Source organism: Variovorax sp. WDL1 (assembly GCF_001541225.1).
Lineage (GTDB): Bacteria > Pseudomonadota > Gammaproteobacteria > Burkholderiales > Burkholderiaceae_C > Variovorax.
The window spans coordinates 1-26,311 of record NZ_LMTS01000114.1 but is presented as its reverse complement, the minus strand read 5'-3'; the positions used below and the strand labels follow the sequence as shown (position 1 = coordinate 26,311).

Genomic DNA, 26,311 nt, shown 5'->3' with positions numbered 1-26,311 from the left:
ATGCTTGACGAAGTGCTCTCTGCGCGGGGACTGGTCGTCAGCCTGGGCGGCCATCACGCCATCGATGGACTCGACCTGAGTGTTCCGGCCGGCAGGGTTTACGCCCTGCTGGGCGGCAACGGCGCGGGCAAGACGACCACCCTGAACGCTCTTCTGGGCTTCGTGGTGCCTGCAGCAGGGCGCGTCCAGGTCGACGGACTCGATCCGATTCGCGATGCTGCTGCGGCAAGGCGCCTTCTGGCCTACCTGCCGGAGAACGTCGCGCTGTACCCGTACTTGAGCGGCATCGAGAACCTCCAGTACTTCTGCGCGCTCGGCGGCGTGCCGCTGGCCGACGCAGCAGCCAGGGCCTTGCTGGACCAGGCCGGCTTGCAGGGGGTGTCGCATACGGCGCGTGTCACCACCTACTCGAAGGGGATGCGCCAGAAGGTCGCCCTCGCCATTGCGCATGCCAAACACGCAAAGGCGATGCTGCTCGACGAGCCCACGTCAGGCCTGGACCCTGGCGCGGCCAACGACTTCGCACAGCGCGTGCGCGCAGCGGCTGGAACGGGCATGGCAGTCCTCATGGCCACGCACGACCTGTTCAATGCCAAGCAGGTCGCGGATCGCATCGGCATCATGAGGGAGGGCCGCCTTGTGGCGGAGTTCGATACGCACACCGTCAGCCACGACGACCTGGAACGCGCCTACCTCGCCTACACACGCGCTGCGCAGCCGGAGGCCAACGCATGAGAGCGCTCGCCGTGGTGCAGAAGGAACTGCGTGCAATCGTTCGCGACGGTCGTTTCGCTGTGCTTGCTATATCGCTGTCGGTGCTGTTGGCCGGCTTGCTGCTCGCTTCGGCCCAGCAGCAGGGCCGACTCGCGAAAGAAAAGGCGCAGGTCAGCGGGCTGGTGCGGCAGCAATGGGATTCACAAGGCGACAAGCACCCGCACCGCGGCGCGCACTTCGGTCTTTACGCCTTGCGGCCCGACTCGCCACTTGCGGTGGTCGACCCCGGCCTCGGTCCCTACCTGGGCCAGGCCCTCTGGCTCGAGCCGCACCGGCGCAACATGACGCGCTTTCGTCCCGCGGCCGACGAGCCGCCGTCGGTACGTTTCGGTGCCCTGACACCCGCTTTCGTGCTGCAGGCGCTGCTGCCGCTATTGATCTTTGCCCTGGCCTTCAACGCCGTCAGTTCCGAACGCGAGAGTGGAAGCTTGCGCATGCTGAACAGTGTCGGCTTGCCGGGCGGCGCGCTGCTGGCAGGCAAGCTCGTCGCGCTGCTTGCGGTGGTCTCGCTGGTGCTGCTGACAGCCGTGGGGGTGGGCCTCGCGCTTGTGCCGGCGGTTGCGCGGCCTGAAGCCGATGCCGCCTGGCGCGCAGTGGTGCTGGGCGGGACCTGCCTGATGTACTGCGGCGTCTTTGCCGCGCTCGGACTGGCGGCGTCAGCCTTGCTTGCCAGCAGCCGGCGTGCGCTGTTCGTCCTGCTGGGCTTGTGGATCGCCTTCGTGTTCGTCGTGCCCCGCCTGGGCGCCGCGAGCGCGCAGCATGCGGCGCCGCTGCCGACGGCCGAGCGCTTCTGGGGCGACATCCAGCGCGACTACGCCGAAGGCTTGCCGGGCGATGGTGCATTGGCCGCGCGGACCGAACGCTTCGATGCGGAGCTCCTGCGCCGGCATGGCGTGCGGCGCCTGGAGGATCTTCCTTTCGGGGCCTATGCGTTGCGCCGGATGGAGCGGGACGCGTACGCCGACCGCGTGCATGCGATCCACTTCGACAGCCTGTGGGAGCGCTATGCAAGTCAGGAGAGCGTGGCGCGAATCGCGTCGGCATTCAGCCCGACAGTGGCCATGCGCGCAGTCTCGATGAAGCTGTCGGGCACCGACCTCGCACATCAGCGCCACTTCGAGGAAGCGGCCGAGCAGTATCGTCGCCGCGTGAACGTCAGGATCGACCAGTGGGATATGGACAACACGCGCGGGCTGACCTCCTTCGACGAGAAATACGCAGGTGACGCGCTGTGGCGCTCGATCGATGCCTTCCAGTACCGGCCGCCGGATGTCGTTTTCGCACTGCGTGCAGCGCTGCCCGACCTCGGCATCCTGCTGGCCTGGGCCGTCGCGGGCTGCGGGCTGCTGGGGCTTGCGTCGCGGAGGTTGCAGCCATGACGAAGCTCTTCCTGCGCGCGGAATGGCGTCGCTTCGTTCGCCAGCGAACCCATCTCTGGGTGCTCGCCGCCTTGGGCGCGCTGCTGTGCATCAGTGCGGTCTGGTCGGGCCATTCGGCCAGGGAACTGCGCGAGCTGGATGCGCAGGAGATGTCCGTCTGGGAGCAGGCTCGTGCCAGGGCGCGCGAGGCTGCGGCCGCGATCGAGGCCGAGGCCGCGACGCCGCGCGACGATACAAGGGCCATGATGGCCGCCTTCCAGTTCGCTCGGCTCGGTGCGCCGCCCGCACATCTGCCCGCGCTCGGCGGCCTCGCCCTCGGAACCGGAACATTCGATCTGCTGAGTCCGACAATGCGCGTCACGGTCGAGAGCCGGCATACGGACGCTCGCAAGAGCGATCGGATATCTAACCCGTTGCTCGAAGACCTGGGGCCGCCCGATTTCGCGACGCTGGTCGCGCTGCTGCTGCCACTTGCCATCCTGGGCCTGTGCTACGGGCTGGTGCAGGAAGACCGTGAACAGGGCCGATGGCGGCTGGTGGTCGCGCAATGCGCGCAACCCTGGAGAGTCTTCGCTATCGCGCTCTGCATTCGCGCAGCGATGGCATGGGCAGTGGCTGCTGGTGCGTCGCTGATCGGGTTCGCACTGGACCCAGGCGCTACGTTGCACGCCCTGGCGGCCTGGCTGGCAACCCTGGCTGCCTTCGCGGCCTGCTGGACCGCCTTGGCGGGGCTGTTCTGCTTGCTGCCCGTGTCGTCGGGCGCTGCGGCGCTCGGGATGCTCGGTGCCTGGCTTCTTGCAACCTTCGTCGTCCCTGCCGCCCTGGCTGGCGTGGCGGACAGCGAGGTGCCGATGCCTTCGAGGCTGATGGCGATTGCCGAGCTGCGCGCGGCCCAGCAAGAGGCCGAGGTGCACACAGAGGACCACCTGGCCGCCAGGTACGCGGCTCATCCGGCTTACCGGCCGGCCCTGCGCGACAGCCACACGTGGCCTGTCAGCTTCCTGCCCAGGTATCTGGCTCAGGACCGCGAGGTGCGGCCGCTGATGGCTGCCTTCGATGAGAAGCGGGCGCGCCGCTTCGTCCTGCTCGAGCGATGGTCCTGGCTATCGCCGGCCCTGGCGCTTGCCATGACTGCCGACCGGCTCGCGGGTGTCGACGCGCCACGCCACGCTCGTCATGTGAATGCCGTCAACTCCTACGAGGATGCCTGGCGCGCCTATTTTGTGCCTCGAATCATGAGCTACCGAGGATTGACCGGGAAGGACTACGACAAGTTGCCCAGGTTCCGGCCTTTGGCTGCACACGCGGACAGCATGGCATGGCGCGGCGCGATGGCGTTGAGCATTCTCGCCATCGTGCTGTCTGTCGCCGTGATCCTTGCGCGCGCCGGTCTTCGCAGACAGTAGCACCTGCTGGCGGTACGCCTGGTAGCGCTGCCTGCGATGCGCGCAACGGGATCGTTCCCCCTCCATACCGGTTCGGCGATCGGCCGCCACTGCCACAGCAGCAGGGCGAGCGCGGCGCTCGCTGCCAACACCAAGGTGCTGCGCTCCACCGGCTCAGGGACCAACCGGGTCCACCCGGCCTGATGATGCCCACGCAGCCCGAGCGCGTGGGTACCGCGACGCTAGGTTGATCGAGATCAATGGAGAGCGGGGAAGTCGCCTCTAGAGTCTCTTCTTTCAACCCGTTGGAGTTTCCAGCATGCGCTCTTCTTCCGAACTCGACCTGTCTCCCGCACGCCAAGCGCGCCGGGTACTCCTGTTGTCCCTCATGGCCTTTGTTCCAGCCTTCAGCGGAATCGCTTTCGCGCAGGGCTCGGGTGAAGCCGATCCGGCTCAAGCCAAGGCACGTCCCACGGCCAAGTCGACCCCGGCGGAACGCTCGGCAGCGCGGGCCGGGCGCGCGACCGAAGGCGGCAAGGCCGCACGTGGCCCCCAGATGGGCGAGGTGGAGGTGCCACCGACCACCGCGCCGCGCCTGTCGAAAGCAGAACGCAATGCGGCAACTGCGCAGCGCCGGGCTGCTGCCCGCGAGGCGAACCGCCGAGGGGAATTCACGCGTGGCGGGAATACGGACGCACCGGAAACCAGGAAACCCTGAGTGCCGGTCAGCTCCACGGGGGGCGTTCGGCAAGGTCAGGCTTCATTCGCAAACAAGGCCCTGCCGAGCCTCTCCATAGTCCAGCGCTGCTGGGTAGATGCGGAGGACTGTTGGCTCATGGAGTCGAGGAAAAGCCGGTATATGAATGGGTTGATGACGGCCAACAAGAGCGTGACAGGGGGAGGGGAGCAAGACCGGTTTGGTTCCAGTAGATGTCGTCGTACTCCGAGTCATCGTCGCAAGTTCCCACATAGCTCTCGCCGAGTGCCAACACGCCATTCGTCTCTTGCGGTAGGCTGAAGCAATCCATGGTCGATCAGAATCTACAACGTGATCGATCGCGCGGGAGCTTGCCGTTTCCTCATACCGTTCGTCCTCAGCTATCTCGCACGCGATCAAACAATTGGTACACAGTCACCCCCAATGCATTGGCGATAACCTCCACTGCGTTCAGCGACGGATTGGCCCGCCCGTTCTCGATGCGGCTCAAGTAGGTCTGGTAGAACCCGCACCGCTCGCCAAAATCAACTTGGCTGAGGCCTCTCTCGACGCGCATGTCGCGCACTACCCTTCCGAACCGCTGAGCCAAACTTTCCATCCGGCGACTCTCGGTTCTATGCTCTAATTCGCATACACACTAATTCATATATTTCGGCGGCGCGACGCAGGCCATGGTTCGCAAGGAGAATGAATGGCTGCTGTTGCAGGAAAGGGGTTTGCGAACCCAGATCTCGATGCACCTACACGCCTTGCGCTCCTTCACCGTCTCGCCCGCGAACCCTTGCCCGTGATCCTCACTGATGACGCGGACGTCGAAAGCGTCAGCACGCTGGTGCGCGCCGGCCAGCTCGAAGCAACGTTGCAGGTCGTTCTGCCCGCATGGCTAGGCAGTCCGCAGCCGGGCTTGGTGGTGCGCGGAATCACACGTCCAGGTTGGATGACGCTCGCTGCTCATGTGCTGGATTCGCCAGGTGTCATTGACGAACTGTCTATGCCTGACAGGCCCGGTGCCCTCACCCCCACCCTCTCCCAAAGGGAGAGGGAGTAAGGCCAGCTGGCGCGCAGAGAGAGGGTGTGTGCTGAGCAAACGGGGGTTGATGCTCGCCGTTCCGCGCCGGGCTCGACCCGTATCGTCCGAACAACGCCCAGCACGAGACTTTCCTCACGCCGGCACAAAGTTTTCACGACCAGCCATGCTTCTTTACGCGGGCTTCAGCGACGCTTAAGCATCGACCCAGAGACTGATTCCACAGCAGAGGAAGAAGTCCCGAGCCCTACGAAAGGATCCCACGTCATGAAGCGTTCTGCCGCCCCCCAGCCCCTGACCCCTTCGCAGATCGAGCTGGTGCTCGAGATGCTGGAACTGCGCCAGCTGGCCCCGAAGGAGACCGCCGCGAAGTTCAATGAGTTGGTCCAGGCCGGGACCTTCTCGGAAGCCCAGCAGGATGCCATCGAGATCCTCTTCGGGCTCGATGAGGACGAGATCCCCGGCGCGCTGTTCGATTTCGTGGACGACGATGCCCGCCCCATCGTTCGCGATGCGCTGGCGCACGAGGCGCGGCTCAGCTTCGTGGCCGCCTGAGAAGCCCAGGCAAACAGGCGGGCGCGACGCCGGCGTCCCCTGTCATGATGCCGCCGCCGCGGGCTCGACCGCAGCAGGCCGGCACCCCCTCAGTAAGATCCGGGCGGCGGCGTGGTCGCCAGCTTGAATCGCCGCGCCGAAGGGCTGAGTCTGATCAGCTTCGCGCGCGCGACCCCGACCAGCCCGCCCAGGGACGCCTTGAACGCATCGGTCCTCGGCGATTCGCCGGGGTAGCGGGGCGACCAGCCGCATCGGCGCATGACCCGGTCGACCTGATGCACGCGCGCGACCTGGCGTGTGACCGAGGTGTAGAAGGTCACGCCGATCGAGATCGAGACGCGATCGCCAGGGCCTGTCCAGTCCGGGTCCGAACGCGTCATGTGTGGCGAGGTGCTCGGGAAGTACACCCCGTCGCCCGGGCCCGCATGGAACTCCTGGCTATGGGCGCGTAGCTCTTCGCGGTAGCGAACCTTGCGCAGCGAATGCGTGACGATGAAGTCCTCCACCGCCTCGGCCGGCACGATGCGCCGGTCCCGATGGTCCCAGACGTTCATGATCTTGCGGCCGTGCAACTGCAGCCAGAAGTTGTTCTCGCGATCGATGTGGAAGGGTGTCACCGACGGCGGCGCCGAGATGAAGACGAAGCCGTTCACCCGGAACACATCGGGCTGCTCCAACTCGACGCTGTCCTGCATGGCGCCGACCACCGCCAGCAGCAGCGCCTGGTAGCGCGGGATGACCTCGATGTTGTAGAGCGCGACTGAGGAGCCCGGCTCTTCCAGCCGCTCGAAGAACTCGTCGATGCTGCGCCCGTCGGGGTGGCGGCTGTCATGCGCGATGACCGATGCCGGCGTCAGGCGCGGCCGCATGAAGCGGCACTGCTCGAAGGGCGCGAGCTCCTTGCCCAGCTTGATCAGTTCGGGAACCTGGAACAGCGGATGCTCATGGAAGTTGTGGTGAAGTGGAGTGATGCGGTGGGTCGAGAAGGCCACCGAATCGTCGACCCACAGGTTGTACGTGCCCGCGTTGCAGGGCATCGCATTCTGGCTGCTCGTGCGCATCGGAACCTCCAGTCCGGTTCGGGAGAACCGGCGCCGTCCGAAATGGGGAAATGATAGTCCCCAAGGAGGCGTCGAGCGGCAATATGTTGGCGTTGTGGGCATCCAGACCTCGCTCAGCCAAAGGTGAACGCGTAGACCTGTACCCCGGCATCCATGAATTCGATCTCGAACAGGCGGTCCTTCCCACCCGTCGTCTGGCGAACCAGCTGGTAGAGCCGCTGCCCATCGATCGTCCCGTGGCCCTGGGGGTCGACGTCGAAGCCATGGTCCGCGAGCGGTGCCTTGCCATCCAGCAGCACCCTGAATCGCACGGGCTTGCCGTCGGTCGAGGGGCCGAGCACCAGGTGCAGGTCGCGTGCATGAAAGCGATAGGCGATACGTCCATCGACGCGGTTCAGCACCGCGCGCTCGCGCTCGACCGTCCAGTCGCCGGCCAGTGCCCACTGATTCGTTCGCAACGAAGAGGGGGCTTGGTAGGTGTTTGCCCGATCGCGCGCGAGACCGCCCGGCGAGGCGAAGTTGTGCGCGCGTTCGTGGCCCAGGTAAGTCTCCTGCGACCCTGCAGCGGTGAAGGCCGCCGCGGCCTGGACGCCCTGGCCCTGGGGCGCGACCCGTCCGGATGGCACCTGCGGCCCTCCCGCCTCCTGCAGCAATTGCTGGATGACCTGCTCCGCCTCCTCGTACTGGTTCTCCCCGAACTGGTGGTGACGTATGCGTCCCTGCGCATCGATGAAGTAGAAGGCCGGCCAGGCCCGGTTACCGAAGCCGCGCCAGATGGCGAAGTCGTTGTCGACGGCGACCGGGAACCCGATGCCGAGATCCTTCGTGGCCTTGCGCACGTTGGAGGAGCGCTTCTCGAAGGCGAACTCGGGCGCATGCACGCCGAGGACCACCAGGCCCGCGTCCTTGTACTTGTCGGCCCATGCGCGAAGGTACGGCAGCGTGCGCAGGCAGTTGATGCACGAGTAGGTCCAGAAGTCCACCAGCACGACCTTGCCGCGCAGGCCTTCGGGCGTGAGCGGATCGGAGTTGATCCATTCGGTCGCGCCGGCCAGCGAAGGGAAGCGGCCTTGCGTTCCCAGCACGCGTGCCGGTGCTGGTGCTGGTTCGCGGGCTGCGGTCGGCAGCATGACCGGCTCGTCGAAACCGGTGCCCGGGCGCGGGAGGGGCGACAGCGGTCCCGGACGCTCGATCTTCTCCAGCAGCGTCTTCTCCAGCTCCGAGGTGGTCGCGAACGAGAGCCGGCTGAGCAGGCCGGTGTCCAGGCCGATCGCGATGGCGCCGACTCCGGCCAGGACTGCCGCACCGGCGGCACGCCGGATCCATTCGCCGGTCCGCAGCGATCCCTTCAAGGCCGAGAACACGCGTGCGCCGAACAACAGCGCTGCCGCCAGGGAGGTGCATGCGCCAGCCGCATACGCGAGCAGCAGCAGCGAGGTGCCGGCGCTGGCACCGTTGAGTGCCGCCCCGGTCAGGATCAGCCCGAGGATCGGCCCGGCGCAGGGCGCCCACAGCAGGCCCGTGCCGACGCCCAGCAGGAGCGGCGACAGGATCGACGGGCGCGCGGATGAAGGCTCCGCTCCCGGTTGGGACAGCCGCATGCCCAGCGCGACGAACGGCCTGCTCATGCGATCGGCCCAGGCCGGCAGCAGCAGCGTCAGGCCGAACACGGCGATCAGGGCCATGGCCGCGTACCGGCCGTATTCGTTGAGCTCGACGACCCAGCCGCCCCCCACGGCCGCCAGGGTGGCGATGCCGGTGAAGGCAAGCGCCATGCCCAGCAGCATCGGCAAGCCGTGCGAACGGAACGGGCGGTCGGCGCGCGCGAACACGAAGGGGAGCACCGGCAGGATGCAGGGACTCAGGATGGTGAGCACGCCGCCCAGGTAGGCAATCGCGAGAATGATCATGATGCGGTGTCCCGTTGGAGGGGCATGGCGACGCGGGCTTCCAGGCCGCCTTCGTCGCGGTTGTGCAAGCTCAGCTCCGCGCCCATCGCGATGGCGAGCTGGTGTGCGATGGCCAGCCCGAGGCCCGTGCCTCCGGTGCTGCGGTTGCGAGAGCCTTCGAGGCGGTAGAAAGGCTTGAGAACGGCCTCGAGCTGATCGGGCGGGATGCCCGGCCCGTTGTCGATGACGGCGATGACGAGCCGGTCCGCCTCGACGCGCACCTGCATGCGCACGTCGCTTGCGAAATTCAGCGCGTTGTCGACCAGGTTCATGACGATCCGGCGCAGCGCGTTCGGACGCGTCACGATGGGCCCGCCGATCCGCCCCTCCAGGCGCACCTGCCGGCCCGAGTCCTGGTAGTCGGCGACCATGCTCTCGAGCAGCGCGTCGGCATCGACGCGGCACGGCGGCTCCGTGGCGCCGTGCAGCGTCCTCGCATAGGTGACGCCCTCCCTGACGAGCGCATTCATGGCGTCGAGGTCCTGCCGGAATTTCAGCTGGTCCTTCTCGTCGTCCATCATCTCGGTGCGCAGCCGCATCCGGGTGATGGGCGTCTGCAGATCGTGGGAGATGGCAGCCAGGATCTCCAAGCGCTCGGCCATGTAGCCCGCGATCCGTCGCTGCATGGCGTTGAACGCACGCGCCGCGTGCGCCACTTCGGTCGGACCTTCCTCCCTGAGCATCTGGCCCTTCAGGTCGGGCCCGAGCTCGTCCGCGGCCGCCGCGAGGCGGGCCAGGGGGCGCGTGACGAGGCGCACCGCGAGCCAGGCGCAGATGCCGAGCACCGCGAGCTGCAGCAGCAGCACCCACACGACCCAGCTCGACATCGGCATGCCGACCCGGCGTGCATCGACGACTACCGGGCTGCCGTCCCCGAGCCTGACCTCGATGCGGACGTCGTCGCCGGTGGCCTGCGCCACCTTCACGACCTCGAAGGGGTGCAGTGCGTTCACGATGGCTGCGGCAAACGCCTGCGACTGCTCCGAAGCGGGCTGCGGGCCCGCGACGCCGCCGCCCAGCATGAAGCGGTAGTTGCGCCGCTCCAGCCTGTCCAGCCAGCCTTCGCGCTCGGCGGCGGGCAGGCGGTCCATGATGGCGATCGAGCTCGCGATGTCGCGCTCGATGCCGGTCATCATCAGCTCGCGAAGCGCCATGCCACGCTCGTAGCGGATCGCCGCGAAGGTCAGCAGCTGCGCAACCGCAAGGCCCACCACGATGATGAGCGTGACGCGGGCGAACAGGGAGCGAGGGGTCACGGCCTGCCTTCCGGTCTGGTGGTCCGACGCGACGCGATGAGGTGGCAGCTCACCGGATTGCGGACCTCGTGCGCGACGCCTCCGGCGAAGAACAGCAGGGCGAGCCAGAGCTTTTTCATGCCGGACTCACGAACCCGTCGAAGACGGCTCTGCCAGGAGCGCCTGGATCTTCTTCTCGGTCGCCCCGTAGCTGCCCTCGCCGAAGTGCGAATAGACGATGCGCCCCTGCTTGTCGATCAGGTAGACGGCAGGCCAGTACTGGTTGCCGAAAGCCTTCCAGGTCGCATAGTTGTTGTCCTGCGCGACCGCGTGCTTGATCTCCAGCCGCTCGATCGCCTTCTGGACGTTCCTGGTGGACTTCTCGTAGGCGAACTCGGGCGTGTGCACGCCGACCACGACGAGGCCGCTGTCCTTGTATTTGGCGTGCCAGTCCTTGACGTACGGAAGATGGTTCAGGCAGTTGATGCAGGTGTAGGTCCAGAAGTCGACCAGGACCACCTTGCCGCGCAACTCTTCCAGCTTCAACGGCTGGGCGTTGAGCCACTTCTCGATGTCCCGGAACTCGGGTGCCGGCTGCTGGGCGGCAACGGGCACGTTGCCGCCCTGCGGCGGTCCGGCAAAGGTGAGGGCTGCAAACGAGGCCACGAGGGCCACGGCGAAGAGGGAGGCACTGAGGCGGATGTTCATGATGACCGGGGGTTGGTGAAGGAACGCCCGGATCTTCAACCCTATCGCCCTCGATCGGCGCGAAAGCGGTACGCCTCTGTATCGATGCACGAAGTCGACACACTACGTTTCACAACGCAGCGGCTGGAGCTTGCTCGCAGTCTCAGTCCTGGAAATCCGCCCAGCCGGTCGGGGTGTGGCCGGTGACCCGATCGTGCGTGGCAGTGTCAGGCTCCCGCACGCGTCCGGCGGACAACAGGAGGGCGGCAACGGCGAGTGCGCCGGCCGGGACGAGCATTCCGAAGCCGAACGTATAGACGAGCCATGATGTGCCGATGGCACAAAGCGAGAGTGCGAATGCTGTGGGCATGCAAGTAGTTTGACCCGAGTGTTTCGATCTCCGGTGTGACCAAACTCGCAGAATCGGCAGATAGCAACGGCTCAGTCCAAATGGACTGGTCGCCGCGCGAGCGGGAATGCGCGCGCAAGAAGGCCTTGCAGGAAGCTCGCGCGCGGCAGCGGCAGCCCGCTGTCCTGCCTCAGGGTTTCGTGCCCGCGTCCTGGTTCCGGAACGCGGCTTCCCCGGCGTCCGACACCTCGACCCACTGCTTGTCGGGCACCGCATCCGCAGCGTAGTTGTCGTGCCAGTTCCACCACTTGTAGGTCGGCGTCTGGGGATAGCCCTCGGGCGAGTCTTCCCAGACCTCCTGCCGGCCCAGTGGCGTGATGTCGAGGTAGTTCCAGGTGTTCCCCATCTGCTCGTCGCCGCGGTTGTTGAGGAAGTAGGTGCGGAACACGCGGTCGCCGTCGCGGAAGAACACGTTCGTGCCGTGCCACTCGTCCACGCCGAAGTCGGCGTCGAAGCGGTCGGTGAGGGTGAACCACGGCAGCTCCCAGCCCATCCGCGCCTTCAGCCGCACGATATCCGGCTGAGGCGCACGCGAGACGAAGACCAGCGTGGTGTCACGGGCGTTCAGGTGGGCGACGTGGGCGACCTGGTCGGCCACCAGGGAGCAGCCACGGCAGGCGTGGTCGGGCCAGCCGAACACGCCGGGCTCGAAGAAGGCGCGGTAGACGATCAACTGGCGCCGGCCGTCGAACAGGTCGAGCAGGCTGGCCTTGCCCGCCGGCCCCTCGAAGGCATAGGACTTCTCCACGGCCATCCACGGCATTCGCCGGCGCTCGGCGGCCAGGGCGTCGCGGGCGCGGGTCTGGGCCTTTTCCTTCACGAGCAACTGCTCGCGGGCCGCCTCCCACGCCTGTGGCGAAACGATCGGTGGTGTGTGCATGGCAGGCTGGCTGCCTTGCGGTGCGTTCTCGGGTGACTGGGTCATGTCAAGCTCCTGTTCGGGCGAATGCCCGCGCCTCGGGACTGAAGCGCGATGCCATTCGCTGCGGGTCGTGAGGCAGTTTGGCATCGGGAAGCGAACGGGGGGAGTAACAAGTTTGGCGGCATTTCGAAGGGCGCTTCGCGCCCTGAGCCAGCCTGTCAACCTGCCTGGCGGCTCACCAGGAAGTCCACGAAGGTGCGCACGCGCAACGGCACGAAGCGCAACTGCGGATAGAGGAGGTTGTAGGGCCGGCTTCGCCCGCCGAAGGGCTTGAGCACCTCGATCAGCCGCCCCTGGCGCAGGTCTTCCTCGACCACGAACCGGTACGCCTGGAAGATGCCCGCGCCATGGCGTGCCAGCGTGACGCCCGCGAGAACATCGTCCGAGCAGGCGTAGCCGCCGGAGGTGGACATCTCCATGTCCTGGCCGTCCCGTCGAAACAGCCACGGGATGGTGCGGCCGCTGCTGGGCAGCTCGAACTGGATGCATTCGTGGGCGGGCAGGTCGTCCAGGGTGCGGGGTTCTCCGCGCCGGTCCAGGTAGTCCGGGGCAGCGACCAGTACGAGCTCGGCGTCCTCGAGACGGCGTGCGACCAGCGTCGAATCGCCGGGCGCGCGCACCCGCACCGCCAGGTCGTAGCCTTCGGCAGCGAAGTCGATGTTGCGGTTGCTGACGTGAACTTCGACCCGTATGTCGGGATAGCGCGCCCTGAACGCCGGCAGCAGTGGCAGCAACCGGTAGTGCCCATAGGTGGTCGGCGCGCTGATGCGCAGCAGCCCGCTGGGCGTGACCTGCTGGCCGCTGACTTCGCGCTCGGCCTCCACCAGCTGGTGCAGCGCCTGGCGGCATTGCTCGTAGTACGCCTGGCCCGCGTCGCTCAGCCGGATCTGCCGTGTCGTGCGCAGGAAGAGGCGAACGCCGAGGCGTTCCTCGAGCCGGGCCACCGTCCTGCTCACCGCGGCAGGTGTCAGGCCCGCGATGTTGGCGGCGGCGGTGAACCCGCCGTGCTCCGCAGCCAGGCAGAACAGCTCCAGGCTTCCCAGCATCAAGTCATCGAACTGACGATTCATGGATTACATGATGTAAGGACTGAAGTGGTATGAGCTGTCTTTATCAACTCCACGGTGGGAAATAGAGTACGCCTCAGGGGCAAGTGACACAAGCCCCGCACACCTCCATCACCGAAAGGAAGTCACCATGAAGACCCATCCCAAGACCGTCGTCATCACCGGCGCCTCCAGCGGCATCGGGCTTGCGCTGGCCGCCGCTTTCCTCCAGCGCGGCGACAACGTCGTCGGCAATGCCCGGACCGCGGAACGCCTGCAGCAGGCCGCCGCATCGCTCGGTTCGCCCGACAACTTCCTGGGCGTGCCCGGCGATGTCGCCGATCCGGCCGTCGGCACTGCGGTGGTCCGGCAGGCCATCGAGCGCTTCGGCCGGGTGGATGTGCTCGTCAACAACGCGGGCATCTTCAACGCCAAGCCCTTTGTCGAGTACTCGCAGGACGACCTCGAAGCCCTGGTCGACACCAACCTGAAGGGATTCGTCTACGCGTCGCAGGCCGCGGCCCGTCACATGGTCGAGCGCAAGGCAGGCCACATCATCAGCATCACCGCGAGCATCGCGTTGGCGCCCAACCAGAGCGTGCCGGCCGTGCTGCCCGTGCTGATCAAGGGCGGCATCAACCAGGCCACCAAGGCCCTCGCCCTGGAACTGGCGCCGCACAACGTCCAGGTGACCGCAGTCGCGCCGGGGATCATCGACACGCCGCTCTACACGAAGGACATGCATGGTTTCCTCGACACGCTGCAGCCGGCGGGCCGCATCGGCACGACGCAGGAGATCGTGGACGCGGTGCTGTACCTGAGCGGCGCCGGCTTCACGACCGGCATCGTGCTGCCGGTGGACGGCGGGATGAGCGCCGGCAAGTGGTGAGCGGGCGGCGCTCGTTCAGTCCCGCGCCTCGACTGTCGATGCGAGGACGTAGCCCTCGCTGCGCACCGTCTTGATGTAGCGGGGCTCGCGCGCATCGTCGCGCAGGCGCTGGCGCAGCCTGCTCACGAGCAGGTCGATCGAACGCTCGAAGAGCTCCGCCTCCCGGCCCTGGGTCAGGCTCAGCAGCTGGTCGCGGCTCAGCACCTTCTGGGGATGGTCGAGAAAGACCCGCAGGAGCCGGTACTCGGCCCCGCTCAGGGCCACCATCACGCCACTCTCGTCGATCAGGTGGCGCGCGGTGGTGTCGACCTGCCAGTCGCCGAAGGCCAGCCGGTTGGCGCCCTCGGTCGATCGCATGTTCGGCGGCAGCATCCGCGTGCGGCGCAACACGGCACGCAGGCGGGCGAGCAATTCACGTGCAGCGAAGGGCTTGGCCAGGTAGTCGTCGGCCCCCATTTCCAGGCCGAGGATCCGGTCGGCTTCCTCGTTGCGGGCCGTCAGCATCAGGATGGGGATGGCCTTGTACTTGCCCGATCGCAGGTCGCGGCACAGCGACAGGCCGTCTTCGCCCGGCAACATCAGGTCCAGGATGATCAGGTCGAAGGGGCCCGATTCTTCGAGCGCCGCCCGCATGTGGCGGCCCGTGGGCACCGCGGCGACGCGCAGGCCGTTCTTGACCAGGTAGGCGGTCAGCAGTTCGCGGATTTCCCGGTCGTCGTCGACGATGAGGATGTGGTCGGTGCTGTTCGGAGTCATGGTGGCGCGGCTTTGCAGGCGGGCGGAGTGCACGCGCAAATGTAGCCCCCCATGCATGTCCCTGGTTGCACGGCCCGCCCGATGTTCGCGGGCGGGCCGGCCTGCATGCCGGTCCGGCTTCAGACCAAGCGGATCACGACGTCGATGTTGCCGCGCGTGGCCTTCGAATACGGGCAGGTCCGGTGCGCGGTGTCGACCAGTGCCTGGGCGACCTCGCGATCCAGGCCCGGCAGGCTGACGTCGAGCCGGGCCTGGAGGAGGTAGTCGGACCCGGCGGTGCCCAGGTCCACCTCGGTATCGACGGCGAGGTCCGGCGGCAGCTTGACTTTCAGCTTGCCGGCGGCCAGCCCGATGGCACCGATGAAGCAGGCCGACCAGCCGACCGCGAACAGCTGCTCGGGATTGGTGCCGGGCTTGCCGGAGCCCGGCGAGCTGAGCTTGACGTCCAGCGCGCCGTCGCTGGACTTGCCGGCGCCATCGCGGCCTCCGGTGGTGTGGGTACTGGCGGTGTAGAGGACCTTGTCGATCTTCGTGATCATGGGGGGTGTCTTCAGGTTGGGTTGAGGGATGCTTCGTCATCGCCAAGGACCGGATCTGCCTCGTCGGCGGCACCGGATGGCGATGACGCAATTCAATCGGGTGGCTGTATCGACGGTGTGTCGAGCGATCCTGGCATTTGCATTGCCAAGTGTCGGCCGAGGCGTGCGACACAGCGGCATACAAAGCGCTGCGGCTGCAGGGCTGCCCCGGGCCTTCTTCGCCTGCCCGCTGGGGCTGCCGCCCTCAGGCAGGAGGCGGGGGCTGGTCGTCGGCTTGCCGGGCGAGTGCGTTGGCCGCCGACTGCAGTTCGGGCACGAAGGTGAGCAACCGGCGAGTGAGCCAGTAGAGGTGGGACGCATCGATGGGGTCGGGCATCCGGAGCGTCTTGATCAGGCGCTGAGCTCGCTCTCCCAGCCCGACAGCGCCCAGCGACTCGAGGACCAGCGCCAGATCGCGCCGCACCTGCTCGTCCACCAGGTCATGCTCGTCCAGGCTGTGCCAGATGGCCTGGACTGCGCGTTCGCACAGCTGCGCCTGCGATGGCGGCGCCATGGCTTCTGCATAGTCCAACAATCCGGGAGGCATCGCACGCAGGCCGGGTGCAGGATTGGACGCGAGGCTTCTTCGTGAAGGCATCGACTGCTCCTTCCTCCAGACACGATACGCCGCGGCGGGCTCGACGGCAATGCTGAAGACCAGGGGCCCCGGGGAGGCCGGCCGGTGCACGATGCTGGCATTCCATGATTGAGCCTGGCTCAATCGAAGCTAAGGTTGGCGGCATGGACCGCCTGCCGCCCCTCAACGCCATTCGTGCCTTCGAGGCTGCCGCACGCCACATGAGCATCACGCTGGCGGCCGACGAGCTCAACGTGACGCCCGGCGCGGTCAGCCGGCAGATCAAGAGCCTCGAGGAGACGCTGGGCCTGCAGCTGCTCAAGCGCGGGCACCGGCAGATCTCGCTGACGCGCCAGGGCGGCGACTACTACCGGGCGGTGACGCGCGCGATCGAGGCGCTTCGCGACGCGACCCGACGGCTCAAGCGGCGCAGCCAGCGCAGGCAGCTCAAGATCCGCGCCTACACCACCTTCGCGATGCGCTGGCTGATCCCGCGGCTGTCGGGCTTCCATGCCGCGCACCCGGATATCGAAGTGCTGCTGAAGGCCTCGCTCGCGCCGGTCGATTTCCGCAAGGAGGACATCGACGGCGCGATCCGCCTGGGCGACGGCAACTGGCCCGGCACCCACAGCTACCGGCTGGTGGACAACATCCTGGCGCCGGTCGCCAGCCCCGGGCTGCTGAAGACGGGGCCCAAGCTCAAGCGTCCGGCCGACCTGGCGCATCACACGCTGCTGCACACGGTTGCCCGGCCGGACGACTGGGCCTACTGGCTGGAGGCTGCCGGTGGCGCCAGGCAGCTCGACCCGCGCGCCCGCATGACCTACGAGAGCTCGGCCATGAGCTACGCCGCCGCCATCGAGGGCCAGGGCGTGGCGATGGCGCAGCTCTTCCTGGTCGAGAAGGATCTGGAGGAGGGCCGGCTGGTACTGCCCTTGCGCAAGACGCTCGACATGGGCGACTTCACCTACTACCTGCTCACGCCCAGCCATCGCGACGAGCCGGCGCCCATGAAGACCTTCCGCCTCTGGATGATGGAGCAGTTCAGGAAGGGCTGAGAAGGTGCGGGGCGGCATTCGCTTGCGCCCGGCGCGGGCCCGGACATCCGTCAGCAGGCAGCGTGTGCCGGGGCCGCGACTCGATCGCCCGCATCCGGGCATCGGATCGCCCCGGCGCGCAGCAACGACCCGATCTCCGCGTCATCGAAGCCCGACTCGCGCAGCACCTGCCGCGTGTGTTCGCCGCAAGAGGGAGCCGGCCGGTGCGGCTGCGCGTTGGCCTGCGCGCTGTCGACCGGGAAGCCCGGCATGCGGATCGTTCCGTGCACCGGGTGCTCGACCTGCGCCAGCATGCCGTTGACCCCCAGCTGCGGATGACGTGCGAGGTCTTCGTAGCTCGCCACCCGTGCGCACAGGATGTCGGCCGCGCGCAGCAGAGGCAGCCATTCCCCGGTCGTCCGGGTCTTCAGCACCCCGGTCAGGATCTCGACCATGGCCAGGCGGTTGGCGACGCGCAGGGGCGAGGTGGCAAAGCGCGGATCGGTCGCGAGCCCGGGCAGGCCCAGCAGCGCGCACAGCTTCGTCCAGCGCTCGGGCATGTAGGCGGCGATCATCAGCCAGCCGTCGCGCGTCTCGAAGGCCTGGTTGGGGGCCGAGTAGGGCGCCGCGCTGCCGACGCGCACGGGCAGCTGCGCATCGGCCAGGAAGCTGGTGATGGACGATTGCTGCAGTGCCAGCGCGGCATTGAGCAGGCTCACGTCGAGCTGGCCGCCCTGGCCGTCGCGTGCGCGCTGCGCGAGCTTGGCGAGCACGGCCATGACCGCGACGTAGCCGGTCATCACGTCGACGATGGGCGCCTGGACCTTGCAGGGCTCCGCGCCCTCGAGCCCGATCAGGCTCATGAGGCCGGAGTCGGCCTGCACGATGCCATCGACACCCGCGCGCTGGGCATAGGGGCCGGTCTGGCCGTAGGCGGAGATGGAGCAGTAGATGAGCCCGGGATGTTCTCCGGCGAACGTGTCGAAGCCCAGTCCCAGCCGGCTCATCACCCCCGGGCGCATGCTCTCGACCACGATGTCCGCGCCCGCGACGAGGCGCCTGGCGACCGCCACGCCGCCTTGCGTCTTCAGGTCGAGCGAGACCCCCAGCTTGTTGCGATTGAACCCGTGGTAGAGCGCGGCGTCCTCGCCGATCCAGCCCGGCCCGAGGCTGCGGCCGAGCTCGCCCTCGGGCGACTCGACCTTGACCACGCGCGCGCCCATGTCGGCCAGCAGCATGGTGCAGGTCGGCCCGGCGCCGATCTGCGTGAAGTCGACCACCGTCAGGCCGTCCAGGGCATGGCGAAGCGTGGTCACGGCGCCACCTTGATGCCGTTGTCGTGGATGACGCGCTCCCAGCGCTTGAGCTCCTTGCCGATGTAGTCCTTCAGCTCGGCCGGTGTCGAGCTCTGCACCTCGAAGCCCTGGTTGGCGATCTGCCTCGCCACGGCGGGCTCCTTCAAGGCGCCGGCCATTGCCTCGTTGAGCTTGTTCACGACCGCCGCCGGCGTCTTCGCCGGGGCCAGCAGGCTGTACCAGAGGCTGGCGTCGTAGTTGTTCATGCCGGCGTCCCCGAAGGTGGGCAGCTCGGGCATGAGGGCGGTGCGCTTCTGGCCCGCCACCCCCAGCGCGCGCAGCTTGCCGGCCTGGATGTGCTGCGCCACCGAGGCGTAGGTCGCGAACGACACCTGTACCTGGCCGGCGATCAGGTCGGTGATCGACGGGCCCGTGCCGCGGTAGGGCACGTGCAGCATCTCGGTCTTGTTGAGCTTCGCGAAGACCTCGCCGGCGAGGTGCTGCGGCGTGCCGTTGCCGGGGCTGCTGTAGCCCAGCTTCCCCGGGTTCGACTTCGCGTAGGCGATGAACTCCGGCAGTGTCTTGTACGGCTCCTGCATGTTCGCGACCAGCACGATCGGCACCGAGCCCAGCAGTCCGACCGGCTCGAAGTCGCGCTCGATGCGAAACGGCACCTTCATGTCGAGGAATGGGTTCATCGTCACCTGGCTGGACGCGATGACCAGCGTGTAGCCGTCGGGTGCAGCCCGCGCGACCAGCTCGGTGCCCAGGTTGCCGCCGGCGCCGGGCCGGTTGTCGATGACGATGGTCTGGCCCAGCAGCTGGCCCATGCGCGGCGCGATGGCGCGCGCCAGGATGTCGTTGCCGCCGCCCGGGGAGAAGGGCACGACCAGCGTGATCGGCTTCTGCTTGGGGAACTCGGCCTGCGCTGCGGCCGGCAGGGCCAGCGCGGCCATGGAGGCGGCGAGGGCGAGGACGGCCTGGCGCCGTTGGACAAGGTTGCTCATGATCGGTCTCCGGTTCGATGTTGTCGTGGGTTCAACGCCCGGCATAGGCCGGCAGCCGCTTCTCGGCGAAGGCCTTGCGGCCTTCGAGGCGGTCCTCGGTGTCGCGCAGCACGCCCCAGTAGAGCTCGGTGAGCTGCTGCGCATCCGCCTCGCTCAGGTGCTGTGTCTGGCGCGACAGCTTCTTGATGGCCTGCACCGCCAGCGGCGCGTTGGCGGCCACGGTCCCGGCCAGCGCCAGTGCGCGGTCCATCAGCGCCTGGGGCTCGACCACTTGCGTGACCAGCCCGATGCGCTGTGCCTCCGCCGCGGCGATGCGCTCGCCGGTCAAGGCCATCTGCATCGCATGCGCCGAAGGGACTGCCTTCAGCAGGCGGTGCAGGCCGGAAACCGCGGGGATCGATCCCACCCTGGCTTCCGGCAGGCCGAAGCTGGCATGGCTGGACGCGATGCGCAGGTCGCACTGCAGCGCGATCTCGAGGCCCGCTCCGAGGCAATGGCCGTTCACGGCCGCGACGACCGGCTTCCAGACGCACAGGTCCGCCAGGTCCATCAGCCGGATGTACAGGCCCAGGTCCACGGAGCGCTCGGTGCCCTGGAAGACCGCTTCCGCATAGCTCGCCGGCGAGGTCTGCGTGCCCTTCAGGTCGGCGCCGGCGCAGAAGGCGCGCTCGCCCGCGCCGGTGAGGATGGCGGCGCGCAGCTCGCGGCGGTCGCGCAGTTCCGCAAGGTGCGCGCGCAGCTCGCGCAGCGCCTCCACGCTCAGGGCGTTGAGCGCCTGTTGCCGGTCGATGGTCAGCACCGCGACCGCACCGTGGGTCTCGAATCGCACGTTCATGGCGTCACCTCACACGCTGGGAGACGAAAGGCTGCGCCCGCCGCACACGTACAGCGTCTGCCCGGTCACATAGGACGACAACGGGTCGAGGAAGAACACGACCGCATTCGCGATGTCCTCCGCGGTGCCGATGCGCTTGACTGGTACCGAGCCCTTCAGCCGCGACTGCACCTCGGGCGCGAAGTCGCGGAACAGCGGTGTGTCCACGATGCCGGGCGCGACGGCGTTCACCGTCACGCCCTGGGAGGCGAACTCGATGGCCAGCGAGCGCGTCAGGCTCACCACGCCGCCCTTGGCCGCGGAGTAGTTGGCCTGGCCGAAGCCGCCCAGCCAGGCGCGCGAGGAGATGTTGACGATGCGCCCGTGGCCGCGCTCGATCATGCCCGGCAGCACGGCGCGGCAGCACAGGAACTGCGAGCGCAGGTTGGTGTCGATGACCAGGTCCCAGTCCTCGTCGCTCATCCTCAGGAAGCGCATGTCGCGCACCGCGCCGGCGTTGTTGACGAGGTGGTCGATGCGGCCCGCCTTCTCGGCGACCTCGGCCATCGCCTGGTTGACGGCGGCGGAATCGGTCAGGTCGACGGTCACGCCGATGGCCTGGCGGCCTTCGGCTTCGAGCGCGCCGACCGCATCGGCCAGGGCGGCGCCGTCGCGGTCCAGCAGCGCCACCGTCAAGCCTTCGCGCGCCAGGCGCTTGGCGATGCCCAGGCCGATGCCCCGGGCGGCGCCCGTCACCACGGCCACCTGGCCGGTCTCGAATCGTGCAGCAGTCATGGTCAGGCTCCCAGGAGATGGACGGAGGAGGCCGCGTGGTCCACGCCGGCAATGCCGCCCCCGGTGCACTGCGCCAGCCCGATGCGCGCGCCCGCCACCTGGCGAGCGCCGGCACGGCCCTGCAGGTGCCACATGAGCTCCACCATCTGCGCCACGCCGGTGGCGCCCAGCGGATGGCCCTTGGCCAGCAGCCCGCCGCTCGGGTTGACCGGCACGCGCCCGCCCAGCTGCGTCGCGCCGGAGCGCAGCAGCGGCACCGCCTCGCCACGCGGCGCCAGGCCCAGCGCCTCGTAGTACAACAGCTCGGCAATGGTGAAGGCGTCGTGCAGCTCCACCACGTTCACGTCCTGCGGGCCCAGGCCGGCCTGCTCGTAGGCCTGGCGTGCGGCGCGCGCCGTGATCTCGGCATCGAGGATGTCGTCGTCGGCCGCCTCGCGAATGCCCGAGACCACGACGGAGGACAGCACCTTCACCGGCTTCTGCCTGCGGCCGGGCCGGCTGCTCAGCACCACCGCCGCCGCGCCGTCCACCTGCGAGGGGCAGCACTGCAGCAGCGTCAGCGGGTCGGCAATCATGCGCGAGGCCAGAACCTCCTCGACCGTGGTCTCGGTGCGCTGCTGCGCGTACTCGTTGAGCGAGCCGTTGCGGCGGTTCTTCACCGCGACGGCGGCCAGGTCGGCAGGCGTCGCCTCGCGCTCGTGCAGCAAGCGCGTGCCGCGCATCGCGTACACCGCCGGCAGCACCATGCCGGCCCTGGCATAGAGCTCGGTCTTGTGGTCGTTGCGCTGCAGCGGGATGGTGCCGCCGCCCAGCGCCGTGAGCTGCTCGATGCCGAAGACCAGCACCGTGTCGTACTGCTGCGCAAGCAGGGCATGACGCGCAAGATGCACGCCGGTCGCGCCGCTGGCACAGGCGTTCTCGACGTTGTAGACCGGGACGCCCTCGAAGCCGAGGTCGCGCACGATCAACTGGCCGAGGATCATGCCGCCGAGCACGTTGGCGCAGTAGATCGCCTGGATCTCGTCTTTCGACACGCCTGCGTCGTCCATCGCCTTCAGGATGGCCTGCTGCGCCAGCTCGGGCGCCATGACGCCGGGGTGGCGGCCGAAGGGCGTCATCGCGCCGCCGGTGATGTGGATGTGTTGCATGTTCCGCTCCTCGGGCCGGTCAGTGGTCGATGGCCACGAAGACGTAGCCGAATGCGTCGTCGGGGCGTGCCGCATAGCGTTCGCCGATCGTCGGCCGCGGCTTGCCGCACAGGCGCCCGAAGATGCGCACCGGGCCAGGGAAGTCGACATAGCCGAGTGCGTAAGGGGACAGGCCGCTTTTCGCGCCCGGGTGGATGACGGTGAAGCTGTAGACCTCGCCGGCGGCATCGACGCCGACCGTCTCGTGGCGATCCGCCAGCGGCGAGGAGGGCGGCAGCGCGGGAAAGACCAGCTCGCCGGTGGCACGGTCACGGGAGGCGAGCAGGGCGGGTTCGGAAGCGGCGCTCCACAGAGGGTATGAAAGCTCGGGCACGGAGGTCTCCTGATGGGTGGGATGGGCCTTAGTTTTCGCTTTCGAGCCTTCGCGCTCAAACGATATTTGCAGGATGTACGCTTGAGAAAAACGCAAGCAGGACACGGTCGCGCCGATTGCGCATGACGCGCTGCGGGATCGCATGGTGGAGCTCGCGCCGCGGGTGTCTCCATCGCGGCAGGGCGGGGGGCGGCTGCCTGGTGGGCGGGGACCCTCGGCCGATTGGTGGACGACTACTCTTGATAACCCCTGCACGCTGGCATATAAGAGCTTCGTGGTTTCCTTGTTTCGTCCGCAGGACGGCAAAGGAGGGCGCCATGAAAAGACGCATCTACTGGTTGGTCCCCGACCTGGCCAGCGCCCGGCGGGTGATGCATGACCTGGTGCAGGCGCGGGTCGATACCGCGCACATTCATTTCGCAGGTCCCGAGGGCGCAGACATGCGCGGGCTCCATGCGGCCAACGTCTGGCAGACATCGGATCTGGTGCATGCCGCCGAAAGCGGCCTCGTGGTCGGCAGCGCAGTGGGCGCGGTCGCCGGCCTGGTGGCCGCGCTGCTGTTCCCCATCGTCGGCGATGCGCCGCAATGGGAGGTGGCGGTGGTGCTCGCGGTGCTGGGCGGCCTGTTCGGTGCCTGGTCCTCCAGCATGATCGGCATCTCCATTCCCAGCCCGCGGCTGGCGCGCTTCCAGGGCGCCATCGCCTCGGGCCAGGTGCTGCTGATGGTCGACCTGCCGCGCGAGCGCGCGGCGCAGATCGAGGCGCTGCTCGAGCGCGCCCATCCCGAAGCCCGCTTCGCCGGCGAAGAGCGGCTGGTCCCGGTCCTGCCCTGAAACGCGCATGCGCGGCGCACGGATGAAGGGCCTCGCCCATGATCATTGCCATCGTGCTGGCACTCATCGCCCTCGGGTCGGTGCTGTTCCACTTCGTCAATCCCTGGTGGATCACGCCGCTGGCGTCCAACTGGAAGGCGATGGACGACACGCTCACGATCACGCTGGCGATCACCGGCATCTTCTTCGTCGGCATCAACCTGTTCATGGTGTACGCGCTGCTGCGCTACCGGCACCGGCCCGGCAGCCCACGCGCGGCGCACCAGCCTGAGAGCAAGTCGCTGGAGCGCTGGCTGATCGGCATCACAACGGTCGGCATCATGGCGCTGCTCGCGCCGGGCCTGGTGGTCTATGCCAGCTACGTGAAGCCGCCGCACGACGCCACCGTGCTGGAGGTGCTGGGCCAGCAGTGGCAATGGCGCTTCCGGCTGCCGGGCACAGACGGGAAGCTGGGGCTCAGCGAGACGCGCCATGTCAACTCGGCCAACCCCTTCGGCCTCGACCCGGCAGACCCCGCGGGCCAGGACGACATCCTCATCGCCGACCAGGAGGTCCACCTTCCGCTGGGCAGGCCGGTGAAGGTGATCCTGCGCTCGCACGACGTGCTGCACGACTTCTACGTGCCGCCGTTCCGCGCCCGCATGAACATGGTGCCGGGGCAGATCAGCACCTTCTGGTTCACGCCCACCCAGGCCGGGCGCTACGAGGCGATGTGCTCGCAGCTGTGCGGCGTCGGGCACCCCAACATGCGTGCCGTGGTGGTGGTGGAAGATGCGGCCGGCTACCAGGCCTGGCTGCAGGACAAGCAGACCTTCGCGGTCACGCTGCGGCCGCCGTCCACCGAGGGCGGGCCGGTCGGGGAGGGCCGCGCACTCGCCGCCGCCAAGGGCTGCGTGGCCTGCCACTCCATCGACGGGAGTCCTCGCGTGGGCCCGACCTGGAAGGACCTCTTCGGCAAGACCGAGAACATGCGCGACGGCTCCACGGCGTTCGTGGACGATGCCTACCTGCGCGCCTTCATCCGCGACCCGCAGGCGCGCGGGGTGAAGGGCTTCGCCCCCGTCATGCCCAAGATTCCCCTGACCGACGAGGAACTCGGGGCGCTGGTGGCCTACATCAAGAGCCTGAGCCCCGCGCCGCCGCTGGCCCCGCCACAGCAGAAGGCGCAGCGATGAGCCGGGCGCGCGCCTGCGAGGAGTGAAGGAAGCCCAATGTCCAGCATCGTCGTCCCCGCCCCGCACCATGAAGCGAAGAGCTTCTGGACCCGCTATGTCTGGAGCCAGGACCACAAGGTCATCGCGGTCCAGTACGCCTGCACCGCCATTGCCGTCGGCGTGATCGGCGTGGTGCTGTCGAACCTGATGCGGCTGCAGCTGGGCTTTCCCGGCGCCTTCGAGTTCATCACCCCCGAGCGCTACTACCAGTTCGTCACCATGCACGGGATGATCATGGTGATCTACCTGCTCACCGCGCTCTTCCTCGGCGGCTTCGGCAACTACCTGATCCCGCTGATGATCGGCGCGCGCGACATGGTGTTCCCCTACCTCAACATGCTGAGCTTCTGGGTGTACCTGCTGTCGGTGCTGGTGCTGATGGCGAGCTTCTTCGTGACCGGCGGGCCCACCGGCGCGGGCTGGACGCTCTATCCGCCCCAATCCATCCTGCCCGGCACCCCCGGGAGCGACGCGGGCATCATCCTCATGCTGGTGTCGCTGCTGATCTTCATCGTCGCCACCACCATGGGCGGCCTGAACTACGTGACCACCGTGCTGCAGGCACGCTGCGAGGGCATGACCCTGCTGCGCATGCCGCTGTCGGTATGGGGCATCTTCGTGGCCACCATCCTGGCGCTGCTGGGCTTCCCGGCGCTCTTCGTCAGCGGCGTGATGCTGCTGCTCGACCGCGCGGTCGGCACCAGCTTCTTCATGCCGGCGCTGCTGTCGATGGGGCAGGCGACCCCCTACAAGGGCGGCAGCCCGCTGCTGTTCCAGCACCTGTTCTGGTTCTTCGGCCATCCCGAGGTCTACATCGTCGCGCTGCCGGCCTTCGGCCTGGTCTCCGACCTGATCAGCGTCCATGCGCGCAAGCGCATCTTCGGCTACCGCATGATGGTCTGGGCCATCGTCGCCATCGGCGGGCTGAGCCTGGTGGTGTGGGCCCACCACATGTTCGTGGCCGGCATGAACCCGTACTTCGCCTTCTTCTTCGCCACCACGACGCTGATCATCGCGGTGCCTACGGCGATCAAGGTCTACAACTGGCTGCTCACCTTGTGGCGCGGCGACATCCACCTGTCGGTGCCGATGCTGTTCTCGCTGGCCTTCATCTGCACCTTCGCGATCGGCGGGCTCACCGGGCTCTTCCTCGGCAACGTGAGCGTGGACATCCCGCTGTCGGGCACCTACTTCGTGGTTGCGCACTTCCACATGGTGATGGGCGTGGCGCCGCTGCTGGTGGTGTTCGGCGGCATCTACCACTGGTACCCGAAGGTCACGGGGCGCATGCTGGACGACCGGCTGGGGCAGCTGCATTTCTGGATCACCTTCATCGGCACCTACCTGATCTATTTCCCGATGCACTACCTGGGCGTGCTGGGCATGCCGCGGCGCTACTACAACTTCGATCTTTACCAGTTCATCCCGGCCTCGGCGTACAGCCTCAACGCCTTCATCACGGTGGTGGCGCTGGCCGTCGGCTTGGCGCAGGTGCTGTTCATATTCAACCTCGCGTGGAGCGTGCGGCATGGGCGGGTGGCCGATGCCAATCCTTGGCGGGCTGCTTCTCTCGAGTGGCAGACGCCGCAGACGCCGCCGGTGCACGGCAATTGGGGGGCGGTGTTGCCGGTGGTCCATCGCGGGGCGTATGCCTATGGGGTGCCGGGGGCGCGGGAAGACTTTGTTCCGCAGAATGCGCCGGTGGATGCGGGTGGGATGGAGGAGGTTGAGGGGCGGGGTGACAAGGGCGGGGGGGCTGCAGGATGAGCACTGCACTGGGCCCTCTGTTTGTACCTTGCGCTTGGTTCGAGGCCGGGGCCGGGAATTCGCCCCGGCGGGCGAGTCACT

At 67.8% G+C, this 26,311-nt stretch carries 29 protein-coding genes; 11 read left to right on the top strand and 18 right to left on the bottom strand.

Annotation, left to right across the window (positions count from 1 at the left end; genetic code table 11):
* The 4 genes from APY03_RS15980 to APY03_RS15965 all read left to right on the top strand — a co-directional run bounded on the left by APY03_RS15980 (window position 1) and on the right by APY03_RS15965 (window position 4,256).
* Window positions 1-735, top strand: coding sequence for an ABC transporter ATP-binding protein (locus tag APY03_RS15980; RefSeq protein WP_083944388.1), 735 nt, complete (start codon window positions 1-3; stop codon window positions 733-735).
* The gene (locus tag APY03_RS15975; RefSeq protein WP_068678174.1) at window positions 732-2,153 is read left to right on the top strand and encodes a DUF3526 domain-containing protein; all 1,422 of its coding nucleotides are present in this window, start codon (window positions 732-734) and stop codon (window positions 2,151-2,153) included. The genes APY03_RS15980 and APY03_RS15975 overlap by 4 nt, the downstream gene beginning before the upstream one ends.
* Entirely contained in the window at window positions 2,150-3,559 is a 1,410-nt protein-coding gene (locus APY03_RS15970; protein WP_068678173.1) for a DUF3526 domain-containing protein, read from the top strand. Before APY03_RS15975 ends, APY03_RS15970 begins: the two co-directional genes overlap by 4 nt.
* Window positions 3,560-3,857: 298 nt before the next feature.
* Window positions 3,858-4,256, top strand: a complete 399-nt coding sequence (locus APY03_RS15965; protein WP_232081260.1) for a hypothetical protein — start codon at window positions 3,858-3,860, stop codon at window positions 4,254-4,256.
* Between the two features lie 376 nt (window positions 4,257-4,632).
* On the opposite strand, the gene APY03_RS15960 is transcribed toward APY03_RS15965, so the two are convergent.
* A complete protein-coding gene (locus tag APY03_RS15960; protein WP_068678171.1) occupies window positions 4,633-4,854 on the bottom strand; it encodes a helix-turn-helix domain-containing protein in 222 nt (73 codons plus the stop codon).
* A 93-nt stretch (window positions 4,855-4,947) separates the two neighbouring features.
* Between APY03_RS15960 and APY03_RS15955 the strand changes: the two genes are divergently transcribed.
* A complete protein-coding gene (locus APY03_RS15955) occupies window positions 4,948-5,304 on the top strand; it encodes a hypothetical protein (protein WP_068678170.1) in 357 nt (118 codons plus the stop codon).
* Between the two features lie 246 nt (window positions 5,305-5,550).
* Window positions 5,551-5,838: a hypothetical protein gene (locus APY03_RS15950; protein ID WP_068678169.1), complete on the top strand. Its 288-nt coding sequence runs from the start codon at window positions 5,551-5,553 to the stop codon at window positions 5,836-5,838.
* An 89-nt stretch (window positions 5,839-5,927) separates the two neighbouring features.
* On the opposite strand, the gene APY03_RS15945 is transcribed toward APY03_RS15950, so the two are convergent.
* The 8 genes from APY03_RS15945 to APY03_RS15915 all read right to left on the bottom strand — a co-directional run bounded on the left by APY03_RS15945 (window position 5,928) and on the right by APY03_RS15915 (window position 13,171).
* Complete coding sequence (locus tag APY03_RS15945) at window positions 5,928-6,899, bottom strand: JmjC domain-containing protein (RefSeq protein ID WP_068678168.1); 972 nt, start codon at window positions 6,897-6,899, stop codon at window positions 5,928-5,930.
* A 113-nt stretch (window positions 6,900-7,012) separates the two neighbouring features.
* Window positions 7,013-8,809: a cytochrome c biogenesis protein DipZ gene (locus tag APY03_RS15940; protein ID WP_068678167.1), complete on the bottom strand. Its 1,797-nt coding sequence runs from the start codon at window positions 8,807-8,809 to the stop codon at window positions 7,013-7,015.
* Window positions 8,806-10,104 (bottom strand): ATP-binding protein, encoded by a 1,299-nt coding sequence (locus tag APY03_RS15935; protein WP_232081261.1) that lies wholly within the window; start codon window positions 10,102-10,104, stop codon window positions 8,806-8,808. Before APY03_RS15935 ends, APY03_RS15940 begins: the two co-directional genes overlap by 4 nt.
* Window positions 10,101-10,223 carry a hypothetical protein gene (locus APY03_RS45360; RefSeq protein ID WP_269475642.1) on the bottom strand — a complete coding sequence of 41 codons (123 nt, stop codon included), beginning with the start codon at window positions 10,221-10,223 and terminating at the stop codon, window positions 10,101-10,103. The genes APY03_RS15935 and APY03_RS45360 overlap by 4 nt, the downstream gene beginning before the upstream one ends.
* 7 nt (window positions 10,224-10,230) lie before the next feature.
* On the bottom strand, window positions 10,231-10,791 hold the full coding sequence (locus APY03_RS15930) for a thioredoxin family protein (RefSeq protein WP_068678187.1): 561 nt from the start codon (window positions 10,789-10,791) through the stop codon (window positions 10,231-10,233).
* Between the two features lie 142 nt (window positions 10,792-10,933).
* Complete coding sequence (locus tag APY03_RS15925) at window positions 10,934-11,140, bottom strand: hypothetical protein (protein ID WP_068678165.1); 207 nt, start codon at window positions 11,138-11,140, stop codon at window positions 10,934-10,936.
* A gap of 169 nt (window positions 11,141-11,309) precedes the next feature.
* Entirely contained in the window at window positions 11,310-12,104 is a 795-nt protein-coding gene (locus tag APY03_RS15920; RefSeq protein WP_068678164.1) for a DUF899 domain-containing protein, read from the bottom strand.
* Window positions 12,105-12,259: 155 nt separating this feature from the next.
* On the bottom strand, window positions 12,260-13,171 hold the full coding sequence (locus APY03_RS15915) for a LysR family transcriptional regulator (protein WP_068678163.1): 912 nt from the start codon (window positions 13,169-13,171) through the stop codon (window positions 12,260-12,262).
* A gap of 127 nt (window positions 13,172-13,298) precedes the next feature.
* On the opposite strand from APY03_RS15915, the gene APY03_RS15910 reads away from it, so the two are divergent.
* Window positions 13,299-14,036, top strand: a complete 738-nt coding sequence (locus APY03_RS15910) for an SDR family NAD(P)-dependent oxidoreductase (RefSeq protein WP_068678162.1) — start codon at window positions 13,299-13,301, stop codon at window positions 14,034-14,036.
* A gap of 15 nt (window positions 14,037-14,051) precedes the next feature.
* Here the strand turns inward: APY03_RS15910 and APY03_RS15905 are convergent, their stop codons facing one another.
* The 3 genes from APY03_RS15905 to APY03_RS15895 all read right to left on the bottom strand — a co-directional run bounded on the left by APY03_RS15905 (window position 14,052) and on the right by APY03_RS15895 (window position 15,968).
* Window positions 14,052-14,792, bottom strand: a complete 741-nt coding sequence (locus APY03_RS15905; RefSeq protein WP_068678186.1) for a response regulator — start codon at window positions 14,790-14,792, stop codon at window positions 14,052-14,054.
* 119 nt (window positions 14,793-14,911) lie between these two features.
* Window positions 14,912-15,328 carry an organic hydroperoxide resistance protein gene (locus APY03_RS15900; RefSeq protein WP_174262843.1) on the bottom strand — a complete coding sequence of 139 codons (417 nt, stop codon included), beginning with the start codon at window positions 15,326-15,328 and terminating at the stop codon, window positions 14,912-14,914.
* 247 nt (window positions 15,329-15,575) lie between these two features.
* A complete protein-coding gene (locus APY03_RS15895) occupies window positions 15,576-15,968 on the bottom strand; it encodes a hypothetical protein (protein ID WP_146039679.1) in 393 nt (130 codons plus the stop codon).
* Between the two features lie 143 nt (window positions 15,969-16,111).
* Here APY03_RS15895 and gcvA point away from each other — a divergent pair, with 143 nt between their 5' ends.
* Window positions 16,112-17,005 (top strand): transcriptional regulator GcvA, encoded by an 894-nt coding sequence (gene gcvA / locus APY03_RS15890; RefSeq protein WP_068678159.1) that lies wholly within the window; start codon window positions 16,112-16,114, stop codon window positions 17,003-17,005.
* 50 nt (window positions 17,006-17,055) lie between these two features.
* On the opposite strand, the gene APY03_RS15885 is transcribed toward gcvA, so the two are convergent.
* Genes APY03_RS15885 through APY03_RS15860 form a run of 6 tightly spaced genes read right to left on the bottom strand, consistent with a single transcriptional unit; the run spans window position 17,056 to window position 22,416 of the window.
* Complete coding sequence (locus tag APY03_RS15885) at window positions 17,056-18,300, bottom strand: CaiB/BaiF CoA transferase family protein (protein WP_068678158.1); 1,245 nt, start codon at window positions 18,298-18,300, stop codon at window positions 17,056-17,058.
* Window positions 18,297-19,286: a tripartite tricarboxylate transporter substrate binding protein gene (locus APY03_RS15880; RefSeq protein ID WP_068678157.1), complete on the bottom strand. Its 990-nt coding sequence runs from the start codon at window positions 19,284-19,286 to the stop codon at window positions 18,297-18,299. Before APY03_RS15880 ends, APY03_RS15885 begins: the two co-directional genes overlap by 4 nt.
* A gap of 31 nt (window positions 19,287-19,317) precedes the next feature.
* The gene (locus APY03_RS15875; RefSeq protein WP_068678156.1) at window positions 19,318-20,121 is read right to left on the bottom strand and encodes an enoyl-CoA hydratase/isomerase family protein; all 804 of its coding nucleotides are present in this window, start codon (window positions 20,119-20,121) and stop codon (window positions 19,318-19,320) included.
* A 9-nt stretch (window positions 20,122-20,130) separates the two neighbouring features.
* On the bottom strand, window positions 20,131-20,895 hold the full coding sequence (locus tag APY03_RS15870) for an SDR family NAD(P)-dependent oxidoreductase (protein WP_068678155.1): 765 nt from the start codon (window positions 20,893-20,895) through the stop codon (window positions 20,131-20,133).
* 2 nt (window positions 20,896-20,897) lie between these two features.
* Window positions 20,898-22,043: a thiolase family protein gene (locus APY03_RS15865; protein ID WP_068678154.1), complete on the bottom strand. Its 1,146-nt coding sequence runs from the start codon at window positions 22,041-22,043 to the stop codon at window positions 20,898-20,900.
* A gap of 19 nt (window positions 22,044-22,062) precedes the next feature.
* Window positions 22,063-22,416: a Zn-ribbon domain-containing OB-fold protein gene (locus tag APY03_RS15860; protein ID WP_068678153.1), complete on the bottom strand. Its 354-nt coding sequence runs from the start codon at window positions 22,414-22,416 to the stop codon at window positions 22,063-22,065.
* A gap of 317 nt (window positions 22,417-22,733) precedes the next feature.
* On the opposite strand from APY03_RS15860, the gene APY03_RS15855 reads away from it, so the two are divergent.
* From APY03_RS15855 to APY03_RS15845, 3 genes are read left to right on the top strand one after another with little or no spacing between them, the layout of a single operon-like run.
* Entirely contained in the window at window positions 22,734-23,249 is a 516-nt protein-coding gene (locus APY03_RS15855; RefSeq protein ID WP_068678152.1) for a DUF1269 domain-containing protein, read from the top strand.
* A gap of 38 nt (window positions 23,250-23,287) precedes the next feature.
* Entirely contained in the window at window positions 23,288-24,424 is a 1,137-nt protein-coding gene (locus APY03_RS15850) for a cytochrome c oxidase subunit II (RefSeq protein ID WP_068678151.1), read from the top strand.
* 36 nt (window positions 24,425-24,460) lie between these two features.
* The gene (locus APY03_RS15845) at window positions 24,461-26,230 is read left to right on the top strand and encodes a cytochrome c oxidase subunit I (protein WP_068678150.1); all 1,770 of its coding nucleotides are present in this window, start codon (window positions 24,461-24,463) and stop codon (window positions 26,228-26,230) included.
* Window positions 26,231-26,311 lie beyond the last annotated feature (81 nt).

What these genes read in the sequence shown, in the direction of transcription:
- APY03_RS15980 (WP_083944388.1), top strand. Translation starts at nt 1, where the DNA reads ATGCTTGACGAAGTGCTCTCTGCGCGGGGACTGGTCGTCAGCCTGGGC.
- APY03_RS15975 (WP_068678174.1), top strand. Translation starts at nt 732, where the DNA reads ATGAGAGCGCTCGCCGTGGTGCAGAAGGAACTGCGTGCAATCGTTCGC.
- APY03_RS15970 (WP_068678173.1), top strand. Translation starts at nt 2,150, where the DNA reads ATGACGAAGCTCTTCCTGCGCGCGGAATGGCGTCGCTTCGTTCGCCAG.
- APY03_RS15965 (WP_232081260.1), top strand. Translation starts at nt 3,858, where the DNA reads ATGCGCTCTTCTTCCGAACTCGACCTGTCTCCCGCACGCCAAGCGCGC.
- APY03_RS15960 (WP_068678171.1), bottom strand. Translation starts at nt 4,854, where the DNA reads ATGGAAAGTTTGGCTCAGCGGTTCGGAAGGGTAGTGCGCGACATGCGC.
- APY03_RS15955 (WP_068678170.1), top strand. Translation starts at nt 4,948, where the DNA reads ATGGCTGCTGTTGCAGGAAAGGGGTTTGCGAACCCAGATCTCGATGCA.
- APY03_RS15950 (WP_068678169.1), top strand. Translation starts at nt 5,551, where the DNA reads ATGAAGCGTTCTGCCGCCCCCCAGCCCCTGACCCCTTCGCAGATCGAG.
- APY03_RS15945 (WP_068678168.1), bottom strand. Translation starts at nt 6,899, where the DNA reads ATGCGCACGAGCAGCCAGAATGCGATGCCCTGCAACGCGGGCACGTAC.
- APY03_RS15940 (WP_068678167.1), bottom strand. Translation starts at nt 8,809, where the DNA reads ATGATCATTCTCGCGATTGCCTACCTGGGCGGCGTGCTCACCATCCTG.
- APY03_RS45360 (WP_269475642.1), bottom strand. Translation starts at nt 10,223, where the DNA reads ATGAAAAAGCTCTGGCTCGCCCTGCTGTTCTTCGCCGGAGGCGTCGCG.
- APY03_RS15930 (WP_068678187.1), bottom strand. Translation starts at nt 10,791, where the DNA reads ATGAACATCCGCCTCAGTGCCTCCCTCTTCGCCGTGGCCCTCGTGGCC.
- APY03_RS15925 (WP_068678165.1), bottom strand. Translation starts at nt 11,140, where the DNA reads ATGCCCACAGCATTCGCACTCTCGCTTTGTGCCATCGGCACATCATGG.
- APY03_RS15920 (WP_068678164.1), bottom strand. Translation starts at nt 12,104, where the DNA reads ATGACCCAGTCACCCGAGAACGCACCGCAAGGCAGCCAGCCTGCCATG.
- APY03_RS15915 (WP_068678163.1), bottom strand. Translation starts at nt 13,171, where the DNA reads ATGAATCGTCAGTTCGATGACTTGATGCTGGGAAGCCTGGAGCTGTTC.
- APY03_RS15910 (WP_068678162.1), top strand. Translation starts at nt 13,299, where the DNA reads ATGAAGACCCATCCCAAGACCGTCGTCATCACCGGCGCCTCCAGCGGC.
- APY03_RS15905 (WP_068678186.1), bottom strand. Translation starts at nt 14,792, where the DNA reads ATGACTCCGAACAGCACCGACCACATCCTCATCGTCGACGACGACCGG.
- APY03_RS15895 (WP_146039679.1), bottom strand. Translation starts at nt 15,968, where the DNA reads ATGCCTTCACGAAGAAGCCTCGCGTCCAATCCTGCACCCGGCCTGCGT.
- gcvA (WP_068678159.1), top strand. Translation starts at nt 16,112, where the DNA reads ATGGACCGCCTGCCGCCCCTCAACGCCATTCGTGCCTTCGAGGCTGCC.
- APY03_RS15880 (WP_068678157.1), bottom strand. Translation starts at nt 19,286, where the DNA reads ATGAGCAACCTTGTCCAACGGCGCCAGGCCGTCCTCGCCCTCGCCGCC.
- APY03_RS15875 (WP_068678156.1), bottom strand. Translation starts at nt 20,121, where the DNA reads ATGAACGTGCGATTCGAGACCCACGGTGCGGTCGCGGTGCTGACCATC.
- APY03_RS15870 (WP_068678155.1), bottom strand. Translation starts at nt 20,895, where the DNA reads ATGACTGCTGCACGATTCGAGACCGGCCAGGTGGCCGTGGTGACGGGC.
- APY03_RS15865 (WP_068678154.1), bottom strand. Translation starts at nt 22,043, where the DNA reads ATGCAACACATCCACATCACCGGCGGCGCGATGACGCCCTTCGGCCGC.
- APY03_RS15855 (WP_068678152.1), top strand. Translation starts at nt 22,734, where the DNA reads ATGAAAAGACGCATCTACTGGTTGGTCCCCGACCTGGCCAGCGCCCGG.
- APY03_RS15850 (WP_068678151.1), top strand. Translation starts at nt 23,288, where the DNA reads ATGATCATTGCCATCGTGCTGGCACTCATCGCCCTCGGGTCGGTGCTG.
- APY03_RS15845 (WP_068678150.1), top strand. Translation starts at nt 24,461, where the DNA reads ATGTCCAGCATCGTCGTCCCCGCCCCGCACCATGAAGCGAAGAGCTTC.